Below are 19,951 nucleotides of genomic sequence, written 5' to 3'. Positions count from 1 at the left end.
CCGCCACCCCCGCCGCCGTCCCCGTCGGCATTGCCACTGTCGCGGGGGCCTTCGATCTCGGTGCGGAGGCCCAGGTGCCCCTCCGCGACCGCGTACAGGGCGGCGACGTAGCGGCGGATGATGTCGTAATGCCGGTCGTCGTGGGCGCGTCCCCGGCACCAGAGCCACCCGCATTCCAGGACGGCGGCCGACTCCCGCGTCCCCCACGCCAGCGCGAACCGCAGCAGCCGGGCGGCACGCCTGCGCTCGCGTCCCAGCACCCACGCCACCCCGTAGGCGACCGGGAACACGACGACGATCAGCAGGGTGAGGACGAACAGCAGCGGCGTGAACACCAGGCGGCGGACGGGGAGGGGTGGCAGCATCTCACGCCCGTTCTTTGAGGTACGTCAATGATGCCTGGTAGGCGCGCTCGATGTGCGCGGCGATTCCCGACACGTTCCGGTACCGCATCTGCGCGAGGTCGACCCCGGCGCGCTGCGCCCCGGACCCCGCCGGGAGGACGTGCACGGTCAGGCCGTCCGGGAGGCTCGCCATCTCCTCGAAGAAGCGGTGCCGCCGCGCGATCTCGAACGCGACCATGCCGACCTCCCACGGGCGGCGCGGCGGCGGCAGGTCCCGTTCGATGCGCCCGACGTGCAGGACGTAGATGGTCGTGGCGCCGAGCATCACGGCACGTCCGACCGGGATGCTGTGCACGAGCCCGCCGTCGAAGTAGTGCCGGTCGCCGACGCGGACGGGCGGCAGCAGCCCAGGCGCGGCGGACGAGGCCAGCACCGCCGGGATGAGGGGCCCATCGGTGAACCAGTGCGCCATCGCGGTCTCGATCCCGGCGGCGACGCACTGGAACGGGACGGTCAGCTCCTCGAACGTCCGGACGGGCAGCAGTTCGTCCAGCATCCGGCGCAGCGGCTCGTTGGAGTGCAGGTGGGTGCCGGAGCGGGCGAGCGTCCACAGCCGTCCCAACATGCGGGCGCCGAACACGTTACGGACGGAGTCGTCCGACCACAGGCTGGTGAGCCGCTCCACCGCCGCCGCCCCCGGCCCGGCCGCGACGAACGCGCCGTTCAGGGCGCCGATGGACGTCCCGACGACCAGGTCGGGACGGACGCCGGTCTCCTCCAGCGCCCGCAGCATCCCGACCTCGTGCGCGCCGAGCACACCGCCGCCGCCGAGCACGAACGCCACCCGCGGTTCCGTTTCCACCCGTCCACGGCCTCCTTCCAGGGGCGCTGAGGGCAACGTCTCCCCCGACGATGCCACTAAACAGCCGAGCGGGCCGCCCGCCCGGTGGTGGACGGACGGCCCGCGTCGATGATCGCCGGTCAGCGGGTGCGGGTTCGGAGGCCGTGGCCGTAGGGGAACAGCGGCTTGTAGTGACGGTCGCCGATGTTGATGGGCTCCTGGTCCTCGGCGCGCGGCCAGGTCACCGGGAGGCGGCCGGTGAACGGGCGCTTGCCGAACAGGACGTCGGCGACGCCCGCGCCCTCGCTGCCGGGCAGCCAGGACATGACGAACGCGTCCATCCGGGATAGCTGGTCGGTGACGATCTGCGGGCGTCCGGCCACGTCGAGGACGACGCATGTCCGGATCGCGCCGCAGACCCGGTCGATGTTCGCGTTGTCGGCGTCCGACAGGTTCAGCGTGTGCCCGTTGCCGACGTCGCCGAGGCCCTCCGCGTACGGCTTCTCGCCGACCACGACGATGCCGACGTCATGGCCCGCCATCGGCGCCGACGCGTCCGCGCTGTAGGTGACGTTGGACGAGTTCTGCCTGATCCCGTCCAGGATGGTCGTGCCGGGGATGATGTCGCCGGACGATCCCTGCCACGTGACCGTCCAGCCGCCGGCCTGGTTGCCGATGTCGTCGGCGTTGACGCCCGCGACGTAGATCTCCTCGCCCCTCTTCAGCGGGAGCGCACGCCCGGAGTTCTTCAGCAGCACCTGCGATTCGGCGACGGCCCGGCGCGCGACCGCACGATGCTCCGCCGAGCCGATCGTCCCGGCGTACCGGCGGTCGGTGTACGGGTTCTCGAAGAGGCCGAGCTCGAACTTCGCCTTCAGGATGCGGCGGACGGCGTCGTCGATGCGGGACGTCTTCACCCGCCCGGCCTCGACTTCCGCGAGCAGCGTCTGCACGAACTGCGGTGCCGTGTACGGCTCCATGAACATGTCCATGCCGGCGTTGACGGACGTGCGGACCTGCGTGGCGTAGTCGCCCGGGATCTGCTGGATGGCCGCCCAGTCGCTGATCAGGAACCCGTCGAACCCGATCTTCTGCTTCAGGACGTCGGTCAGCAGTTCCTTGCTGGCGCTCATCTTGACCGGGTTGCCGACGCCGTCCTCTTTCCAGTCGATGCTGGAGAACGACGGCATGATGCTGCCGACGCCGTACTTCCGCACGGCCGTGACGTACGGCGCCAGGTCGATCTTCCCGAACGTCCGGCGGTCGGTGATGGTGACGCCCTGGTCGATGGTGAACGTCCCGGTGGTGGACGTGCCGAACACCGTGTCGCCGTCCCCGGCGTAGTGCTTGGCGGTCGCGAGGACGTGCCGGGGGCTCGCCAGGTCGCGCTTGTGGCGTCCCTGGAAGCCCTCGATGCCGGTCTCCAGCTGGATGACGAGCCCGGGGTCCTCGCCGTAGCTCTCGTACGTCCGGCCCCAGCGCAGGTCGCGGACGACGCAGACGCACGGCGCGAAGACCCACTGCGGGCCGGTCGCCTTCGTCTCGATGGCGGTGATCTGCTGTTCTTCGCGTACCAGCGCCGGGTTGCGGGTGGCGCCCATCGCGAGGTTGTGCGGGAAGACGGTGGCGCCGACGAGGTTGTTGTGGCCGTGGACGGAGTCGATCCCGTACAGCAGCGGGATCTTCAGCCGGGTGGCGAGGGCCTTCGACTGGTAGGCGTCCACCATGTCCGCCCAGCCCTTGGGCGTGTTGTCGGCGGGGACCGAACCGCCGCCCGACAGCACCGACCCGAGGCCGAGCTTTGTGATCTGGTCGCGGTCGCCGTCGACGGCGACCCGCTCGGCCTGGGTCATCTGGCCGATCTTCTCTTGCAGGGTCATGCGGCGGAGCAGGTCGTCGACCCGCTCCGGCACGGGCAGCCGCGGGTCGAGGTAGGCGGGCCTGTCATCGGCCGTTGCGGGTTGCGCCGCGATGACGGACGGGAGTGCGGCGATGGTCGCGAGCGCGGCCAGCGATCGCCCGATCCGGGTGGCGATGTGGGGGTGTGGCAACTCGTCCCTCCAGGGTCGCTCCAAGGACGCCGCGCGGCCCGGCGGACCGCGCGCCGGGGCGGCGTGCTCACGGCGCGCCCGGACGGCCGTGAACCCCGCACCCGATGTCGTCACCTGGAACCTCTACCGCACCCCGCTGTCTGTCAAGAAACCTGACTACCGATTGCCGCACCCCGGCGAAACCCTGAACCGGACCTGGCGAACCGGCGGCACAGGAGGTGGCGAACCGGCGGCATGGGGCCGGCCAACCGGCGGCGTTCAGGACGGGCGGCGTTCAGGACGGGCGCCTGGCCGCGCCGGCGGGTGAACGACCGGCCAGGCGCGCCGTCATCCTGGATGGCGAACTCGGATCGAGAGGGAGAGGTCTCCCGCCGGCGCGTCCGGCGGGACGGGTCACTTGGAGCTGCCGCGCTCGCCGCGTCCGGGGCCCCGCTCCGCGGACGGGTGCTCGCCGCCGCGGCCCTCGTCGCGGGTGACCTCGATGCGCTCCTTGCGGAGTTCGCCGCGGACGGTCTGCTCGTCCTGCACCCGCTCGGTCCGGACCCGGACGCGCTCGACCGGGACGGTCTCCTTCGCGACGACCGGGCGCTCCTCGTAGAGGATCAGATCGAGGTCGTCCTCGGTGATGGACACCTCGGGGCTCGGCCGGCCGTCCGCGATCGGCTCGCGGTCGACCTTGAGCTCGTCGTGCGCGACGGGGACCGTGCGCTCGACCATCTCGGTCTCGATCCACTTGTGGACGTGGACGCGGCCCGACTCGTGCCGCTCGGTGTCGATGCGCATCCGCTCCTCCGACCGGGTGATCTCGGCCATCGGGGTCTCCGCGCCCTCGCGCGCCGACTGCGGCGGCATGGCCTGCTCGCGCTCGCCCTCCCGGCCGCGGTCGCGGTCGCGCTTGCTCTTGTCGGGACGGACGGCCATCCCGGCCGCGCCCGCCATTCCGGCGGTTCCGGCGGCGCCCGCCATGCCCTCGGAACCCGCGGTGCGCTCGGTGCCGGACGGCCCCGGCGAACCGGCCTCGGCCTTCTCCTCGGCCTTGCCCTCGGCGCCGGCCATGCGGCGGTCTCCGGACGTGCCCTGCGAGGTGTCGGCGTCGCCGCCGGTGCGGCGCCCGGCCGGGGGACGCACGCCGTAGTGGCGGTAGAGGTCCACGATCTGCTCGTGCGACAGATGCTCGTCAGCGTCCACGTTCGGTGCGCCCTTGATGGTCTCCTTGTCGTACGGGACCTGCAGCATGCCCTCGGCCTTGCGCGCCCCGGACAGGGGGAGGAAGCTCTCCCGCATCCCGAACCAGCCGGTGTGCACGGTCACCCATTCGGGGGCGCCGGAGTCGTCGTTGAGGTAGACCTGCTTGATCGTGCCGACCTTCGTCCCGTGGGTGTCGGTCACGCTCATGCCCATCAGTTCCCGCACCTGTGTCTGCGTCTGCACGTTGAACACCTCTGCTTCCGTGAACGCTGCCGGACGGCGGGGGGTGAGGGGAGGCGTGCCCGCCACGCGGTAGCGGTGAATCTCGGCCGGACGCCGGCGATCGGGCGTCTTGTTCTGTTGATCCCGAGTTGCCGGATTACTCCCTGCTTTTCCGTGCAGACCATCGATAAACACGTTTACCAGATTATAGGCAGCGATTTACTAAAGTCTTACGGGGCGCGTCGCGCGCCGACCCTCGACGCTTCCGGCGACAAATTCGCCGTACCGCCCAATATGGAATGAAGCCTTTCGCCTTATGGTGATCATTTTAGTGCGCGGCGGTTTCCCTTTTCCCGGCTCGCGCAAGACTCCGGAGGGACGCTCCCACACATCGGAGAACTGATATGCACGGATTCTCACGCGCCGCGAAAGCGGGGGCGGCGACGGCCGCGCTGCCCGCCGCCTTCGCCTTCGTGGTGACGGCCGGAGCGGTGGCCGCCGGAGCGATGACCGCCGGGTCGGGCACCGCCGCGGCGGCCGTCCAGGCGGCGCGTCCGCCCGCCTGGTGCAAGGCCGGCGGGACGCTGTCCGCCCGCGCGATGCCGCAGAAGATCAGGATCGCCGACTGCGACCTGCGCGGACGCGCCGTCCGCGGCCCGAACGGGCTCACCGCGGTCGTCCCCGCCGACGGCACCTCGCTGGTCGCGCACTCGCTGCGCACCGGCGGCGGGTCCGGGCTGCGCATCCTGGTCGACGACCGCGCCGGCGAGATCACCATCACCACGAGCGGCGGCCGGGTGCCGGAGGGCAGGCCCCGCACATCCGGAGGCCCGCAGGACCCGTGCGAGGACGGCACGCACCGTCCCGAACCGAGCAAATGGCCGAAGGGTCACACCGTCGAATGGCGCTATCACGCGGGGACGACCGGGTTGCCGAGATCAAGCGTGGCCAAGGGCGTCGCCAATATGGCCCTCGCCAATACCGACTGCACCGGCGGAGGCCGGTTCACTCCGCCGCCCGACATCGGCGAGCGCTATTCCGGGGAGTCGGCCGGCGGCCCCAACGTGACCACGGACGCGACCTGCGGTGAGCGGGACCGGGTCAACACGTTCGGCGGGAAGGCGATGACGGGCGCGGAGGGCGACGTCCTCGCGGCGACCTGCATCTGGTTCATCGGGGCGAGGACCATCGAGACGGACATGGCGCTGCAAGAGCACGGAAAGCGGTGGTGGACGGACGGTACGTGCATGCCCGGAAGCTACTCGGTCGAGGCGGTCGTGACGCACGAGGCGGGCCACGTCTTCGGGCTGGCGCACGTCGAGGGCGCGGACCACGCGAAGCTCACGATGGCGCCCGTCGTCGCGGCCTGCGACAACGGCCCCGCCACCCTCGGCAAGGGCGACTACGACGGCCTCATCGACCTCTACGGCACCGGCTGACCAGCAGCCGGGGCGAATAGGCGGTGGACGCTGAGCCAGCGTGACCGGAGCTCAGCGTCCCGCCTGCCGCGCGGCGGTTAGGCGCCGCGCTTCGACGTGCGTACGAGCTTGCCGATGACGACGAGGCGCCGCCGGTCCGAGCCCTTCGGGGTGCAGGTGATGAGCGTGACGTACTCGCCGTCCGGCGCGCTGAGCGGCTTGAACGGCACCGGCTCCAGGACCCGCCGGTCCCTCGGCTTGATCACGTGCATGCTCCGCATCCGGTAGGTGTAGGACGTGCGGCCGACCCGCAGGACGATCCGGTCGCCGCGCCGCATCCGGTCGAGCTCGTTGAACGGGCGGAGCCAGGTGGTCCGGTGGCCGAGCAGGACCGTGTTGCCGTCCCGTCCCGGCAGGCCCGTCCCCGGGTAGTGCCCGACGCCGCGCCGCAGCACCGGCTCGCTGACGCCCTCCCTGACCTCGGCCTTCAGGCCCATCCGCCTGATCCTCAGGTGCGCGATCACCGCGCCTTTCCGCGGACGCGCCACAGCGGACACGGCCGCCGCGCCTGCATGCGCCTGCGCGCGCGCCTGCGTGCGCCCGTGTTCCATTGCCTGCGCCTGCGGGACGCCCGCAACGGGCAGGCCGCAGCAGACGGCGATGGCCGCCGCCGAGACCGACTTCCGATCGAGCATGGGTTCACTTCCATCGATTCCGGGTTTCTGGTGGCAAGGGGAAGGGGGCGGCACGTCTGCCGCCCCCTCCCGCCGGGCATCGGCCGCGGATCGTCACCCGCGCCGACACCGATTCAGTTCAGCGCCGCCGACTCGGTCGGCGCCGGCTCAGTTCAGCGCCGCCGGTTCAGTTCAGGACCGGGGAGCCGACCTTGACCGGCACCCCGTCCTTCGTCGACAGCTTCGGGCCGATCTGGCCCGGCTTCACGTCCACCCCGGGAACGTCGACGGTCTTCTTGAGCGAGCCGAGGAACCGCTGGACGGCGGGCAGCTTGTCCGCCTTCCGGTAGTCGTTCGCCGGGGCGGCGGCGGGCCGCGCCATCCGGTACCTGGACGTGGCCGTCTGCGCCTGCTTGGCCTTGGACGCGGCGGCCGACTGCGCCTGCCTGGCCCTGGACGCGGCGGCCGACTCCGCCTGCTGACCCTGCGACCGCAGGGTCGACGGCAGCTTCTTCTTCCCGGCCGCGGGCCGGTGCTTGGACGGCTTGTACTTCGGCGTCCGGAGCGTGGGCGGCAGCGGCTTCGGCTTCTCGCCGCCCCCGACCGTCGCGCCGCCCTTGCACTGCGCCTGCGCCAGGCCGAGGACCGCGATCGCGTTGCCGCACACGTTCACCGGGATGCTGATCGGCGCGTACACCTGGTTCCCGCCCAGGATGCTGAAGTTGCCCGAGGTCTTCATCTTCGGGTCGCCGGTGGCCTTGCGCTTGACGGATGCACCGCCCTTGCACTGCGCCTTGGCCAGCCCGAGGACGGCGACGGAGTTGCCGCACACGTTCACCGGGATGCTGATCGGCGCGTACACCTGGTTGCCGCCCAGGATGCTGAAGTTGCCGGAGGTCTCCATGCCCCCGCCGCCTCCGCCGCGGGCGCCGGCCCAGCCGCCGCGGTTCTCCTGGCCGGTCGCGGACCGGTAGCCGGAGCCCTCCCGGTGGTGCGAGCCGCCGCCGGACTTGACGCTGGCGCCGCCCTTGCACTGCGCCTTGGCCAGCCCGATGATCGCGATGGCGTTGCCGCAAACGTCCACGGGGAGGCTGACCGGCGCCTTCACCTGGTTGCCGCCGCCGATCGAGAAGTTCCCGGACGTCTCCATGCCGTCCCCGCCGCCGCGGCGGGCGCCGTCGACCTCGGCGCCGCCCTTCGACTGGGCCTGCGCCGCGCCGATCGCGCCGACGGCGTTGCCGCTCGCCTCGACCGGGACCGAGATCGGGATCTGCACCTGGTTGCCGCCCAGCACGCTGAAGTTGCCGGACGTCGTATCGGCCACGGCCCCGGATCCGAAGGCCGCGCCGACGGCGACGGCGCCCGCGGCCACCAGGGCGGCGCGGCCGGTGTTCCTTGCCCACATGCGCATGTGTTTCTCCTGTCGTGTTTCGCGATTCGGTGAATCGGTGGTGATCGCTGCGCGGCACCGTCCGGGTGAGCGCAGCCCGCAACCGGCCGGGCAAGGCCGTTGCTGATCGAGGAAAGATCGATGGAGGTGGCCGGGATCATGGGAACCGGCCGGGACGGGCGGCGCGCGGGCGTGCGCGCGGGCCGTCCGGGATCGTCCCCGGTCAGGGACGGAAGGTCCTAGTCAGGGACGACGGAGGGGCCGCCGGGCGCGGACACGTCCGTCAGCGCCGTGCGGTGAAAGGCGCTCGGCTCGACGCCGGGCGGGACCGCCGGGGACCGGCCGTTCCTCAGCGCCGCGACGGGCGCGAGCTGATGGCCGCTGGAGGAGCCGCTCCACGGCTCGTCCTGGTCGGCGGGCGGCAGCGGTGCGCGCCGCTCGCCTTGGCATCCGGCGCAGTGGCCCGCGTCCCGGCCGCCGGTTTCCTCAACGGACGTGTAGGGCAGGCCCGCCGCGCCGTGGCCGCCGGGCCGCGCTGCCGCGGCCTCGCCGGACGACGCCTCCGCCGTGCGCCCGTGCTCCGGCCGCTCGGCGTCCTGGGGCTGCGGGGCCCCGTCCAGGACGGGGTTCGACTTCGCGACCCCGTCGGCGAGGTCGCTCACGATGGGCGCGCGCCGGACGTCCGGAATCCGCACCCGCGGCACCCCGGCTCTGTCGGTCAGGTCCCTCAGCTTGCGGACGGCCCGGTCCTTGCGGTCGAACACCTCGTGCCGCCGCTTCTGCAGATACCGGACGGGGTCGTCCTCGATCTCCTGGACGGGTCCGCGGAGGTCGGCGAAGTCGTCGTCCCGCCACGTCCGCAGGACGCGGTCGGGACGGTCTCCGGACTCCCATGTGCCGTCCGGCACCTCGCCGGGCCGCGAACCGAGCCCTTTCAGCGGACGGTCGCCGATCTCCTGCACGCGGCTGGACAGGCCGTCCCACGAATCCGGGTGAGCGTCGGTGGCGGCGGTCTTGTGCGGAGCGTTCGGCTGCGCCGCGGAGGCGGGCCCGCCGAGGGCGGAGAGCGCCATCCAGCCGGCGAACGCGAATCCGGCGATGGCGATAAGGCGGACAAGGACGGGAATCAAGGCATGGCGCGGCCGACCCAGGGGGCGAAACGCCCCGCTACGGATCGGTGCGGACTCCATTGCCGGTCCCTCCTTGCCGTGGTTCGGTCGGCACGAACGTAGCACCGCGGAACGCGCGATCAAGGAGCCGATGTTTTCTCTCCCGGCGTGTCTCCCGATCATTTACCGCACCATTAATTTCGCTTTTATCGCACGCGACGATGCCCGTATTGCCGGGCTTTTGGGAATTGCGGGCGGATCGCGGCGCGGCACCGGCCGTTCACCCGAGGTTCGCGAGACGGATGGCGGGCGGTATCGGGTGCGCTACATTCGGTGAACCGGTAGGCCGCGACGGCCGCCCGACGGAGGAGCTTGCGATGCCCGACCCCTCGTCCGCGATCACGCGCCTGCGGCCCGCGCGCCGCCGTTCCGCGCCGCGCCGGTTCGTCACCCGCCGGGACGTCCACCTCATCGTGCTGTCCGGTGACCTCGCAGGTCAGAGTGCACGTTCGCGGGGCGCGCGTACCTCCGTCTGGACGCTCTACTCGCGCTGGGAGTGGTCCCTGGCCACCGCCCGCGCCGAACGCGCCCGGCGCCGCGCCCGTCCGCCCTGGAGCTAGCGGAACCCCGGCACCGCCCACCCCGCGCCGTGCTTCCCCGGCCCGCCGCCCGCCGGAGGAAAATCCTTCACCCGGCCCTTCTTTACTCCGCCAGGGCTCCGCTTCGGGGGCCGGGGCGGCGGGTGGGCGGACGCATGGCGGGCGTGCTGCGGATGATGTGGTGCGCGATCCGGCGGGCGGCGAAGTCGGCGCCGTGGACGAACCGCATCACCGGCCCGAACGTGGCCGCCGCCGCGAGGCCCGCGAAATAGAGCCCGGGCGCGGACGCCTCGAAGTCCCGGCTGAGGACGGGAGCCCCGTACCGGGTCGCGACGCGGCGGCGCAGGTCGGACGAGAGCAGCGTGAGGCGGTCGACGTCCGGGACGAACCCGGTGGCGGCGATGACGTGGTCCGCCTCCGTGACGAGGCGGCGGCCGGTGCGGTCGGTGGTGGTGACGGCGACGCCGCCGTCCTGCTCGGCCGCCTTCCCCAGGAACCGGCCGGTCGAGACGCGGACGCGCCGGTCCAGCCGGTCGCGCAGCCACCACGCGCCCGCCGGCGGGAGCGTCTCCTTGACGATCCGCTGACGCGTCCCTTCCGGCAGGTACCGGACGAGCCCAGGACGTTCCGCCCACACCCACGTCCGGTATCCGGCGCCGAGCCCGGACCGGGGCCCGCCGAGCAGCTTGGTCCGCAGGGAGCGCGTCTGCTCGGGCACCGCGTTCCAGTCGATCTCGCGCCTGCGGGCGAGGACGTGCGGGTACGCGCCCGCGTCGGCCAGCAGCACCGCGGTCTCCAGCGCGGACTGCCCGGCGCCGACCACGGCGACCTCCTGGCCCGCGAACATGCCGAAGTCCCGGTGGGCGGTGCTGTGCGAGACGAGCCAGGACGGCAGCCCGGCGAGCTCGTCCGGGATGTGGGCGAACGGGCCGACGCCGACGGCGACCACGACCGTGCGGGTCGCGATCGTCTCGCCGGTGGACAGCGTGACGGTGTAGCCGCTCGCGCCGCCCCGCTCGACGTTCAGGACCTGCGCGTCCTCGGTGCCGGGGATCACCACGGAGGCGAACCAGCGGCCGTACTCGACGAACGTCTCGAGCGGGATCGGCTCGCCGACCCGCCAGTCCGGGTGCCGGTCGGTGAAGCCCATGCCCCGCTGCGGCGCCCCGAGGTTGGACGCGAACGGCTCGGATTTCAGGAACATGCCGAGCGGCATGTTCTCCTCCCAGAACCGCATCGGCTTCCCGATGATCCGCACGTCGAGGCCGAGGTTCTGCAGGTAGGCGGCCGTGGACAGGCCGTAGGGTCCGGCGCCGGCGATGACGACGTCGCAGGCCGAGTCGTTCATGATCGTTCCCCCGTGTGAAATGTGGTTTACCTGGTGCGGAGCCGTCCGACGGCGCGAAGCACGCTCTGCCGTCCCATCGCGAGGAACGGCGGCAGGTCGTCGCCCGCGTACCAGGCGAACTCGTCGGCCTCGCGCAGCGGACGGAGGGTCTCGGGGAGGGCGCGCGGCGGGCGGGTGGCCGTCTGCTGGAGATAGTGGTTCTCGACCAGCAGGTTGCGGCCGAACGCCGGGCGGACGCCCGGGACGCGCCGTCCGGACTGCGCGAGATGCAGGACGCGGACGAGATCGAGCCCGTTCAGGTCGCTGAAGAGCCGGAACTGCGCCCCGAGCCGGGGGTTGAAGTCGAGCAGGTGGTAGCCGCCGCCGTCCGGGTCGAGCCGGAAGTCGAGGTCGACGAGCCCGCGGCAGCCGAGCAGCCGGACGATCCGGACCGCGAGCCGCCCGAGCTCGGGATTGTCGACCCATTCGCCGGAGACCGTGTGCCCGGCCTGCGGCGGATGCGCGAGGTGCTTGCGGCCGACCCCGCCGAACAGGCAGTCGAGCGACTCGTCGAAATAGCCCTGGAAGAACCAGTCGCCGCCGCCGGGCGGGATGCGCCGCTGCAGGATGAGCGGGCCCGCCTCGCCGTCCGGGTCGCGGACGCGGCTCGCGGCGAACAGCCGGTGCGCCTCGCCGAGCGTCCGGACGAGCGTGGTGCTGCGCAGCCCGGGGCCGCACCGCCACGGCCGCGCCCATTTGGCGATCAGCGGCAGGCCCCAGTCGCGGGCCGCCTCGTCCACGTCCTGGGCGGACGCGGGCTTGCGGCTCGGCGGGCATTGGATGCCGTAGCGGGCGCACGCGTCCAGCAACAGTCCCTTGTCTGCGACGCCTCGGGGGGCGTCCGGGTCCTGGTGGGGGAAGACGAAGTGGGAGGCCAGCGCGTCCGCCTGCTCGGCGACGAAGATCGCTCCGGCGTCGTCCAGCGGGACGAGCAGGGGCCGGCCGCCCTGCTCGGTCGCCACGCGCTCGCCGATCGCGCGCAGGTGGCTCAGCAGCGCGGCCGGGCGCGCGGCGGGCGGCGCCCACGGATGCCCGCGGTGCAGGTAGCGGGAGCGGGACGACGGGTTGCCGCGCCCCTCCAGGATCGCGTGCACCGGCACCCCGGCGCGGCCGAGGCTCCGGATCGCCCCGAGCGTCCCGTGGTGGAAATGGTTGCGGTCGGTGCGCAGCAGCAGGGCGGGCAGGCCGGTGTCGAGTCGCGTCGCGGACGGGACGTGCGTGTCGAAGAACATCCGTTCAGCGGACCCGTTCCAGCGAATGGCGGGGCACCGCGACCCTCCTTGCCGTGCTCATTCTCTTCGTCGTCAAAAGGAACGATACGCTTGCGGGCTGCTGATATCCATTTACCCCGGCGCCCATTCGGATATCCGTGAAAGGGCGCTTCCTTTCTGTCCGCTAATCGGCTGTGCTGGTCAATATGTGCGATCGAGGACGCGTTCGACATCGGGCATTCCGGGGAAGGCGTCCAGAACGTCGGACAGGGGCTCGTCCGGGGCGCCGGGGAGCCCGGCGACGTCGCGGGTGACGGCGGCCAGCAGCGCGACCGTCCGGGAGATGTCGTAGGCGGCGGAGGCGGCGGCCGCCGCACGGCCCTCGCTCTCGGCGATCGCGGGGAACAGGAGGCGGCGGGCGACCTCGTCCGCGAGCGCGGCGGGATCGTCCGCGGGCACGAGCGCCCCCATCCCGGGACGGACGATCTCGGTGATGCCGGGAACGTCCGTCCCGACGAGGGGGCGTCCGGTGGCGAGGGCCTCCAGCGCGGTCAGCGGCAGCCCCTCCCACCGGGACGGCAGGACGACGACGTTCGACGCCGCCAGCCAGTCCCGCGGATCCCGCACGGCCGGGACGAACGTCACGCCCGCCCCGCGTTCGCGCCGGAGCACGTCCAGGTCCTCGCCGTCCCCGATGATGGCGAGCCGCGCGGAGGGGCACCGCGCGATGACGCCCGGCCATGCCGCGACCAGGACGTCCTGCCCCTTCTGCCTGGTCAGCCGGCCGACGCAGACGGCGAGCGGAACCCCGGCGGGCAGGCCGAGCCGGGTCCGCGCGCCCAGCCGGGCGATGGCGTCGGCGGGCTGGAACCGGCGGCGGTCCACGCCGTTGCGGACGAGCCGGTACGGCCCGCGCACGCCCGCGCGCATCCCCTCCCGCAGCTCCCCGACCCCGACGCAGACCAGCGCGTCGCTCCAGCGGGCCGCGAGCCGTTCCCAGCGGCGGCTGAGGGCGTCCTGATGTCCGGCCGCGGCGAGCCAGGACCAGCCGTGCGGCTGGAAGATCGTGGGCGTGCCGTGCGGGCGGCGCAGCAGCCGTCCCGCCAGGCCCGCCTTCGAGGAGTGCAGGTGGACGACGTCGGGCCCGAAGCCCTTCACCAGGCGGCGGAGGCTGAGGGACTCCAGCAGCGTCCGCGGCCCGGGGCCGCGTCCGGCGGGCCAGTTGAACCAGGGCACTCCCGCGGCGGCGCACCGCGCGGGCAGGTCGCCGCCCGCCGGGCACGCGACCGCCACCTCCCAGCCGCGTTTGCGCTGGTCGCCGACCACCTGGCCGACGTAGACGGCGACCCCGCCGGCGTTCGGCTGGCTGACGTGCAGCACCCGGACCGGCGTAGAACCACCCGGCGACGCCACGCCGCAAGGGTCATGCATGCGCGGCAGGCCATCGACGGGCAGCGGGGGTCGTCACGAACCCACCTCGACGCGCTCGGCACGCCTCCCGCCCGGAACGGCGGTCCCCGGCCCGGACGCATCGCGCACATCCGCCCCATCGTCCGGACGCCGCCGCGCGCTCAGCACGGCCGCGCTCAACCCGGCGAGCAGCACCCCGGACGCGGCGCCGACCGCGACGCCGAGCGGCAGGTTCGGCGACGACGGCGTGGCGGGCGGCGCCGCGCGGCCCATCAGCGCGACGCGGACGCCGGTGTCGGCGCGGTGGGACGTCCCGTACCGGACGAGCGCGTCGGCGGCGCCGTTGGCGAACGCGGCGGCGTCACGCGGCGTCCGCCCGTTCCCGGCTAGCTTGATCACCGGCGTGTCCGGGGACGTGGACGCCCGGACGTGCTCGCGCGTGGAGCCCGGCGGCGCGTCCGGCAGCGGTAGCTGGGAGTAGCGGAGCGTCTCCTCCAGGGGCGCGAGCCGTCCGTACAGCTGCGCGAAGCTCAACGCTGCCGGACCGGCCCGGTCGGGCCCGACGTCGTCCACCACCAGGACGAACGCATCCGCCGTGTAGGTGGCCGGCGCGTAAAGGCCGTATCCGAGCCCGCCGAGCACCCCGGCCAGGACTAACGCAATCGACGGCCCGCACCACTTGGGCAGCGCGGCGAACGGTCTGCGGCCTCGCCCCATACCGGGCGGTCTCTGCCCGGCGTCACGTTGCGGCATCTTGAGCCCTTTCTCGCATCGGAATGACCCCGCTGCCCACCGGTTCCGGACGGTAGAGCCGGACGAGCCCGGCGGCCTGCTCGGCGATGGCGTACCGACCGGTGACGACCGGCGGCACGCGCGTCCTGTCCCTGGGCGCATGGGCGGCGCGCCGGATCTCCTCGGCCCAGGCCCGCGCATCGGACGGCAGCCGCCGGGCGTCCGCGACGGCCTCGCCCTCCGGAAGGTCGTCGAGGGCCGGGCACGTCGTGTAGAGGACGGGAAGCCCGGCGGCCAGCGCCTCCACGACCCCGAGCCCGAACGTCTCCTGGACGGACGGCGCCGCGAAGACGTCCATCGCGGCCAGCGCACCCGCCACGTCCGACGTCCCGCCGGCGAAGATGACCTCGACCCCCGTGTCGTGCGCGAGCCGTTGGAGCGTTCCGCGCAGCGGGCCCGCCCCGACGAGCAGCAGCCGGACGCCGTCCAGCCGCGCCACCGCCTCGATCAGCAGGTCGAACCGCTTGGTCGGGACGAGCCGTCCGACCGCCCCGACGACCGGCTCGTCCGGGCCGATGCCGAGGCGCCGCCGGGTCGCGGCGCGGCGCGCGGCGTCGAACGCGAACTCCGCGGCATCGACCCCGTTCGGGATCACGGTGATCCGGCCTGGCCGGACGCCCCAGCCGCGCAGCCGGGCCGCGACCGTCGGCGACACCGCGACGGTCGCCGTCCCGAGCCGTTCGGTCGCCCGGTACAGGGCCCGGACGCCGCGCGTCACGGCACGTCCCTCGATATGACCGTCGCCCAGCGAATGCTCGGTGGCGACGATCCGAGGCGTCCCGGCCATCCATGCGGCGATGCGGCCGTAGACGCACGCCCGGTACAGGTGCGTGTGGACGACGTCGTACCGCCCCCGCCGGATCAGCCGCGCAAGCCTGGGCAGCGCCGCGACATCCCGGTTCCCGCGCATGCCGATCTCATGGACGTGCACGCCCGCGCGCCGGATCTCCGCGCCGACCGCGCCCGCCCGCGTCAACGTCGCGACCTCACACTCGACAGGCAGGTGGCGGAGCAGCAGCGCGAGCTGGCGCTCCGCCCCGCCGTGCTCCAGCCCGGTGATGACGTGCAGGACCCGGGGCACAGACGGGGTCACACGCGGCTCCGGCGGCGCAGTTCGTGCCGGACGAGCTTGGCCCGCATCCGCAGCGGCCCGTCCCGGTCGCCGACGTAGGTGCGGGGCAGCGCGTGCCGGCTGGGCTCGTCCGGTGCGATGTCGCAGGCGTAGTCGTATCCGGCGGCGCGCACCGCGTCGATCTCGCGGGACGTGGCGTGCCCGTACGGGTAGGCGAACCCGTTGACCGGCCGGTCCACCAGTTCCTCCAAGGCGGCTCGGCTCTCCTCCAGTTCCTCGCGGAGTTCGGTGTCGTCCGTCCTGGGAAGCGAGACGTGGTGGCGCCCATGCGACGCGACCTCGATCCCCGCGCCCGCGACCGTGCGGATCTGGTCGGCGGTCATGAGGGGTTTGCGCGGCCCGTCGTCCCAGGCGTTGTAGGTTCCGATCCGTCCGGACACGATGAACACCGTCGCGCCGAACCCGTACCGCAGCAGCGCCGGGAGGGCCCGCGTCGCGAAGTCGGCGTAGCCGTCGTCGAACGTGAGCCCGACGAGGCCGCGGGCCCGTCCGGCGGCGTGCGCGTCCAGCAGCTCGCGCATGCCGACGCCGCGCAGGTCCCGCGCCCGCAGCCAGGCGAGCTGCCGCTCGAACCGCGCGGGCGACACCGTCACCAGGTGCGGGTCCTCATCGAAGTGGTCGACCGAGTGGTACATCAGCACCAGCGGCGCCGGCCGGATCTCCTCCGCCGGGCGCGCGGGCGCCGGTTCGGTCACTCGTGCAGGTTCGGTCGGATGGCTCACTGGTCTCCCCCGATTCGGTACGGCCGCGCCATGAGGCGACGAGGCCGGGTCCAGCCAGGACGATCAGGACGGCGAACGCCGCCGCGGTCACCAGCCCCCCGGCGGCGAGCTGGACGATCGCCGGCATCCGTTCGCCGAACGCGCCCGCGACGGCGAACCCCGCGGCGCAGGCCCCGGCCGCCGCGAGCACGAGCCGCGCCACGTCGGCGGCGATCCGCCGGAGCGCGACCGGCGCGACGCCCGCGCGCAGCCCGGCCAGCAGCAGGACGGCGGCGAGCGTGATCCCGGCGGCGTTCGCGGCGGCCAGCGCGACCGTCCCGGCGGACGCGGCGAACGCGCCGCCGATCGCGGCGGTGACCGCGAGGCCGCCGAACAGCACGGCCGCGGGCCGCCATGTCGGCCTGCGCTGCGCGAAGAACGCCCGCGCGGCGAGCCCGACCGCCATCTGCCCCCAAAGCCCGAGGGCGTAGACGCGCATGACGGACGCGGTGCTGCGCGTGTCCGCCGCCGTGAACGCGCCGTGCTCGAACAGCACCTTGATCACGACGGGCGCGAAGGCGATGAGGAACGCGGTCGCGGCCAGCACCATCGCGCTCGCGACGGCGAGGTCCTGCTGGATGCGGCGCGCGACGAGCCCGGTGTCGCCGTCCGCCGACGCGCGGGCGAGCCGCGGGAACGTCACCGTGACGATCATCAGCGACAGGATCATCGGCACCTGCGCGACCTTCTGCGCGTAGTTCAGGTGCGAGATCGACCCGGCGGCCAGCTCCGATCCGAAGAACCGCTCGACGAACACCTGCGCCTGCCGCGTCACCGTGTACACGACGACCGGCGCCGCGGCCGCGAGCCCCATCCAGACGTCGGCGTCCTGCACCGCGCCCGTCGCCGGGGGCCGGGATTCACGCAGGCAGCGGACGAACGCGGGCCCCTGCACCGCGATCATCAGAACGCTGCCGCACGCGACACCGATCGCCGCGCTCATGACGCCGACGACCCCCGAAAGCCCCGCGATCAGCGCGAGGATGCCAACGTTGTAGGCGAGGTAGATCGCTGCGGGCGGCCCGAACCTGTGGTGGGCGCGCAGCGTCGCGCTCATGAACCCGGCGACGCCGAACGTCACCACGGTGATCGCCGTCAGCCGGACGCACTCGATCGCCGGGCCGCGCTCGGTGAGGCCGGGGGCGAGGGCGTCCACCAGCACCGGCGCGGCGGCGACGATCGCGACCGTGACCACCGACAGGCCGAGGATCATGCGCGGCAGCGTCGTGCCGACCAGCGGGCGCAGCCCGCCGCCGCGCGCGAGGAGCCGGGTGACCGCGGGGATCATGAGGAGGGCCATGGCGTCCTCGATGAGCAGCGGCGAGACGGTCTCGGGGATCGTCCACGCGACGAGGAACGCGTCCGTGCTGCCGCTGGCGCCGAACAGGTGCGCCATCTGCAGGTCGCGGAGGAATCCGAGCCCGGTCCCGGCGGCGATCAGCACCCCGGACAGCGCGGCGGCCCGTCCGACGGACGACCCGGCGAAGTTCCCGGCGCTCCCGGCTTTTCCGGCGGACGCCCTGGCGGAGGTGGTGGCGGAGGTCATTCGCGCACCGCCCCGAAGGCGCGGGACGCGACGACCCCGAGGACGATCGCCGCCAGCGCGCAGGTAGGCCCGCCCAAGTCGGCGTACAGGAAATTGACCAGCAGGAACGTCATCAGCCCAACGCTCGCGAACCAGAACGGACCGCGAGCACCGCGCCGCCTCCACAGCCCAGCGACGAGCACACCGATCAACGCCGCGAAACCCGCGAAACCCACCACGCCCTGCTCCGACAGGAACAGCAGATACTCGCTGTGCGGCGACAGAAGCGGCTGCCGGGAGTACCCATGGACGGGGTCGTCGGTCTCGCTGCCGGACGACAACTCGATCCCGGCATAAGCGTCCCGGAACGCCGGGAAGTTCTTCACGCCCACGCCTGTGCCGGGATTGTCCTCCCAGATCCGGACGGCCGCCGCCCACAGGCTGTACCGGTCGTCCACCGACTGGTCGGGGTCGCTGACAGAACCGACCAGGGTCTTGGACCGCTCGACGATCGCCTGCGAACCGCCGCCGACGCCCCCGCCGACGACCAGCACGAGCAGGAGCGAGGCGCAGCAGGCCAGCACCTTGACCGCCGTCCACCGGTCGAAAAGCACAAGGGTGAGGACGGCGGCGACACCCAGTGCGATCCACGTACCGCGACTCAGCGAAAAGGCCAGCGCGATGCCCAACACACCAAGCCCGCCCAGCGCGGCAATGGCAGCGATGAACCCCCGCCTAAGCGCGAACAACGCGAAAGCCGTCAGCGTTAGGAACGCCAATCCGACAACGACGGACATCCCCATCACGTTGCCCGCGCCGAACGTCCCGACGGCCCTGATGTACGCGCCGCCCATCGACGCGCCGTTCCCGGTGACCGACTGCCAGATCCCGTACCCGGCCTCCCAGAACCCGAGGACGAGCACCGACGAGCACACGATCGCGAAGTCACGGCGGTCCCGCACGAGCAGCAGGACGGCCAGCGGCACCAGCACGAAGATCTGTACGTCCCGGACGAACCCGGGCAGGCTGGACGCGATGTCGGCGGAGCACACCGTGCTGATCCCGAGCCCCGCCACCAGCGGACCGAACGCGAGCAGCGCCGCGCGCGGCATCTCGACCCGCCCCGCGACCAGCAAGAACGTCGCGACGAACACGAGCACGACACTGGCGACGTCCCCGGCCGTGACCTCCATCCCGTCGCCGACCACCTCCGCGCCCGGCGGGGTCCCGACGCTGAACACGGCGACGGCGACCAACCAGCTAGGCCGCCTGACCAGGCGACGAGCTCCCTCCGGACGCGCGGCGAAGGGCGGGGCGTGGGCCGTCATCCCGCGTCCCGGAAGATCATCGCCCGGACGGTCAGCAGCAGGATCTTGAGATCGCCGCTGAACGACCAGTGGTCGATGTAGTGGTTGTCGAGCCTGGCCCGCAGCTCGATGGACGTGTCCCCCCGGAACCCGTGGATCTGCGCCCACCCCGTCATCCCGGCCGGAACACGATGCCGCAGCATGTACCCGGGGCACGTACGGGAGAACTGCTCCACGAAATGCGGACGCTCCGGACGCGGCCCCACAAGGCTCATGTCGCCACGGATGACATTCCACAACTGCGGAAGCTCGTCCAAGGACGTGGCCCGCAGAAACCGCCCCACCCGCCCGATCCGGTCGTCGTCGCGCACGGTCCAGCGGGTGTCGGACTCGTGCTCGTCCACCTTCCGCAACGTCCGGAACTTCAGCAGGACGAACTCCTCACCGCCGAGCCCGATCCGCCGCTGCCGGAACACCACGCCCGGCCCGCCCTCCAGCCGCACCGCCGCCGCACACACCGCGATCACCGGCAGTGCCGCGCACAAGAGCAGGGAGCCGACGACGAGATCGAGCAGCCGCTTCGCACACCG

Annotated in this window: 17 protein-coding genes and 1 pseudogene; 2 read left to right on the top strand and 16 right to left on the bottom strand. The window is 72.9% G+C overall.

The features are described 5' to 3' along the window. The 4 genes and pseudogenes from E1287_RS34615 to E1287_RS34600 form a co-directional block, all read right to left on the bottom strand. Positions 1–365 (bottom strand): annotated as a pseudogene (locus E1287_RS34615) (hypothetical protein); the annotation flags it as partial. Position 366: 1 nt separating this feature from the next. Further along, the gene (locus E1287_RS34610; RefSeq protein WP_243719635.1) at positions 367–1,206 is read right to left on the bottom strand and encodes a patatin-like phospholipase family protein; all 840 of its coding nucleotides are present in this window, start codon (positions 1,204–1,206) and stop codon (positions 367–369) included. 119 nt (positions 1,207–1,325) lie between these two features. After that, positions 1,326–3,236, bottom strand: a complete 1,911-nt coding sequence (locus E1287_RS34605; protein WP_243719634.1) for a glycoside hydrolase family 3 N-terminal domain-containing protein — start codon at positions 3,234–3,236, stop codon at positions 1,326–1,328. 393 nt (positions 3,237–3,629) lie between these two features. Continuing rightward, a complete protein-coding gene (locus tag E1287_RS34600) occupies positions 3,630–4,667 on the bottom strand; it encodes a PRC and DUF2382 domain-containing protein (RefSeq protein WP_131969489.1) in 1,038 nt (345 codons plus the stop codon). Positions 4,668–5,050: 383 nt separating this feature from the next. Between E1287_RS34600 and E1287_RS45105 the strand changes: the two genes are divergently transcribed. Beyond that, positions 5,051–6,085, top strand: a complete 1,035-nt coding sequence (locus E1287_RS45105; RefSeq protein WP_207934640.1) for a matrixin family metalloprotease — start codon at positions 5,051–5,053, stop codon at positions 6,083–6,085. Positions 6,086–6,162: 77 nt separating this feature from the next. Here E1287_RS45105 and E1287_RS34590 read toward each other — a convergent pair whose 3' ends face one another. From E1287_RS34590 to E1287_RS34580, 3 genes are all read right to left on the bottom strand, one after another. Further along, positions 6,163–6,759: a class E sortase gene (locus E1287_RS34590; RefSeq protein WP_131969488.1), complete on the bottom strand. Its 597-nt coding sequence runs from the start codon at positions 6,757–6,759 to the stop codon at positions 6,163–6,165. Between the two features lie 166 nt (positions 6,760–6,925). Next, entirely contained in the window at positions 6,926–8,149 is a 1,224-nt protein-coding gene (locus tag E1287_RS46030) for a chaplin (protein ID WP_131969487.1), read from the bottom strand. Positions 8,150–8,367: 218 nt separating this feature from the next. Beyond that, complete coding sequence (locus tag E1287_RS34580) at positions 8,368–9,318, bottom strand: hypothetical protein (protein ID WP_131969486.1); 951 nt, start codon at positions 9,316–9,318, stop codon at positions 8,368–8,370. A 296-nt stretch (positions 9,319–9,614) separates the two neighbouring features. On the opposite strand from E1287_RS34580, the gene E1287_RS34575 reads away from it, so the two are divergent. Continuing rightward, entirely contained in the window at positions 9,615–9,857 is a 243-nt protein-coding gene (locus tag E1287_RS34575; protein ID WP_131969485.1) for a hypothetical protein, read from the top strand. An 82-nt stretch (positions 9,858–9,939) separates the two neighbouring features. On the opposite strand, the gene E1287_RS34570 is transcribed toward E1287_RS34575, so the two are convergent. The 9 genes from E1287_RS34570 to E1287_RS34530 all read right to left on the bottom strand — a co-directional run. Next, entirely contained in the window at positions 9,940–11,184 is a 1,245-nt protein-coding gene (locus E1287_RS34570; RefSeq protein ID WP_243719633.1) for an NAD(P)-binding domain-containing protein, read from the bottom strand. Between the two features lie 26 nt (positions 11,185–11,210). Then, positions 11,211–12,455 carry an ATP-grasp domain-containing protein gene (locus E1287_RS34565; RefSeq protein WP_131969484.1) on the bottom strand — a complete coding sequence of 415 codons (1,245 nt, stop codon included), beginning with the start codon at positions 12,453–12,455 and terminating at the stop codon, positions 11,211–11,213. Between the two features lie 180 nt (positions 12,456–12,635). After that, a complete protein-coding gene (locus E1287_RS34560; protein WP_165969338.1) occupies positions 12,636–13,814 on the bottom strand; it encodes a glycosyltransferase in 1,179 nt (392 codons plus the stop codon). 84 nt (positions 13,815–13,898) lie between these two features. Then, the gene (locus E1287_RS34555; RefSeq protein ID WP_131969482.1) at positions 13,899–14,561 is read right to left on the bottom strand and encodes a lipopolysaccharide biosynthesis protein; all 663 of its coding nucleotides are present in this window, start codon (positions 14,559–14,561) and stop codon (positions 13,899–13,901) included. A 22-nt stretch (positions 14,562–14,583) separates the two neighbouring features. After that, a complete protein-coding gene (locus tag E1287_RS34550; RefSeq protein ID WP_243719632.1) occupies positions 14,584–15,729 on the bottom strand; it encodes a glycosyltransferase in 1,146 nt (381 codons plus the stop codon). Continuing rightward, positions 15,726–16,463, bottom strand: coding sequence for a polysaccharide deacetylase family protein (locus E1287_RS34545; protein WP_243719631.1), 738 nt, complete (start codon positions 16,461–16,463; stop codon positions 15,726–15,728). Before E1287_RS34545 ends, E1287_RS34550 begins: the two co-directional genes overlap by 4 nt. After that, complete coding sequence (locus tag E1287_RS34540; protein ID WP_131969481.1) at positions 16,375–18,075, bottom strand: lipid II flippase MurJ; 1,701 nt, start codon at positions 18,073–18,075, stop codon at positions 16,375–16,377. Before E1287_RS34540 ends, E1287_RS34545 begins: the two co-directional genes overlap by 89 nt. Then, positions 18,072–19,310 carry an O-antigen ligase family protein gene (locus E1287_RS34535; RefSeq protein ID WP_165969337.1) on the bottom strand — a complete coding sequence of 413 codons (1,239 nt, stop codon included), beginning with the start codon at positions 19,308–19,310 and terminating at the stop codon, positions 18,072–18,074. The genes E1287_RS34540 and E1287_RS34535 overlap by 4 nt, the downstream gene beginning before the upstream one ends. A gap of 68 nt (positions 19,311–19,378) precedes the next feature. Beyond that, on the bottom strand, positions 19,379–19,951 hold a 573-nt coding region (locus E1287_RS34530; protein ID WP_165969336.1), incomplete at its 5' end, for a sugar transferase.

The organism is Actinomadura sp. KC06, assembly GCF_004348735.1.
GTDB lineage: Bacteria > Actinomycetota > Actinomycetes > Streptosporangiales > Streptosporangiaceae > Spirillospora.
Note: the sequence above shows the minus strand (reverse complement) of the source record. Positions and strands in the feature narration are given on the sequence as shown.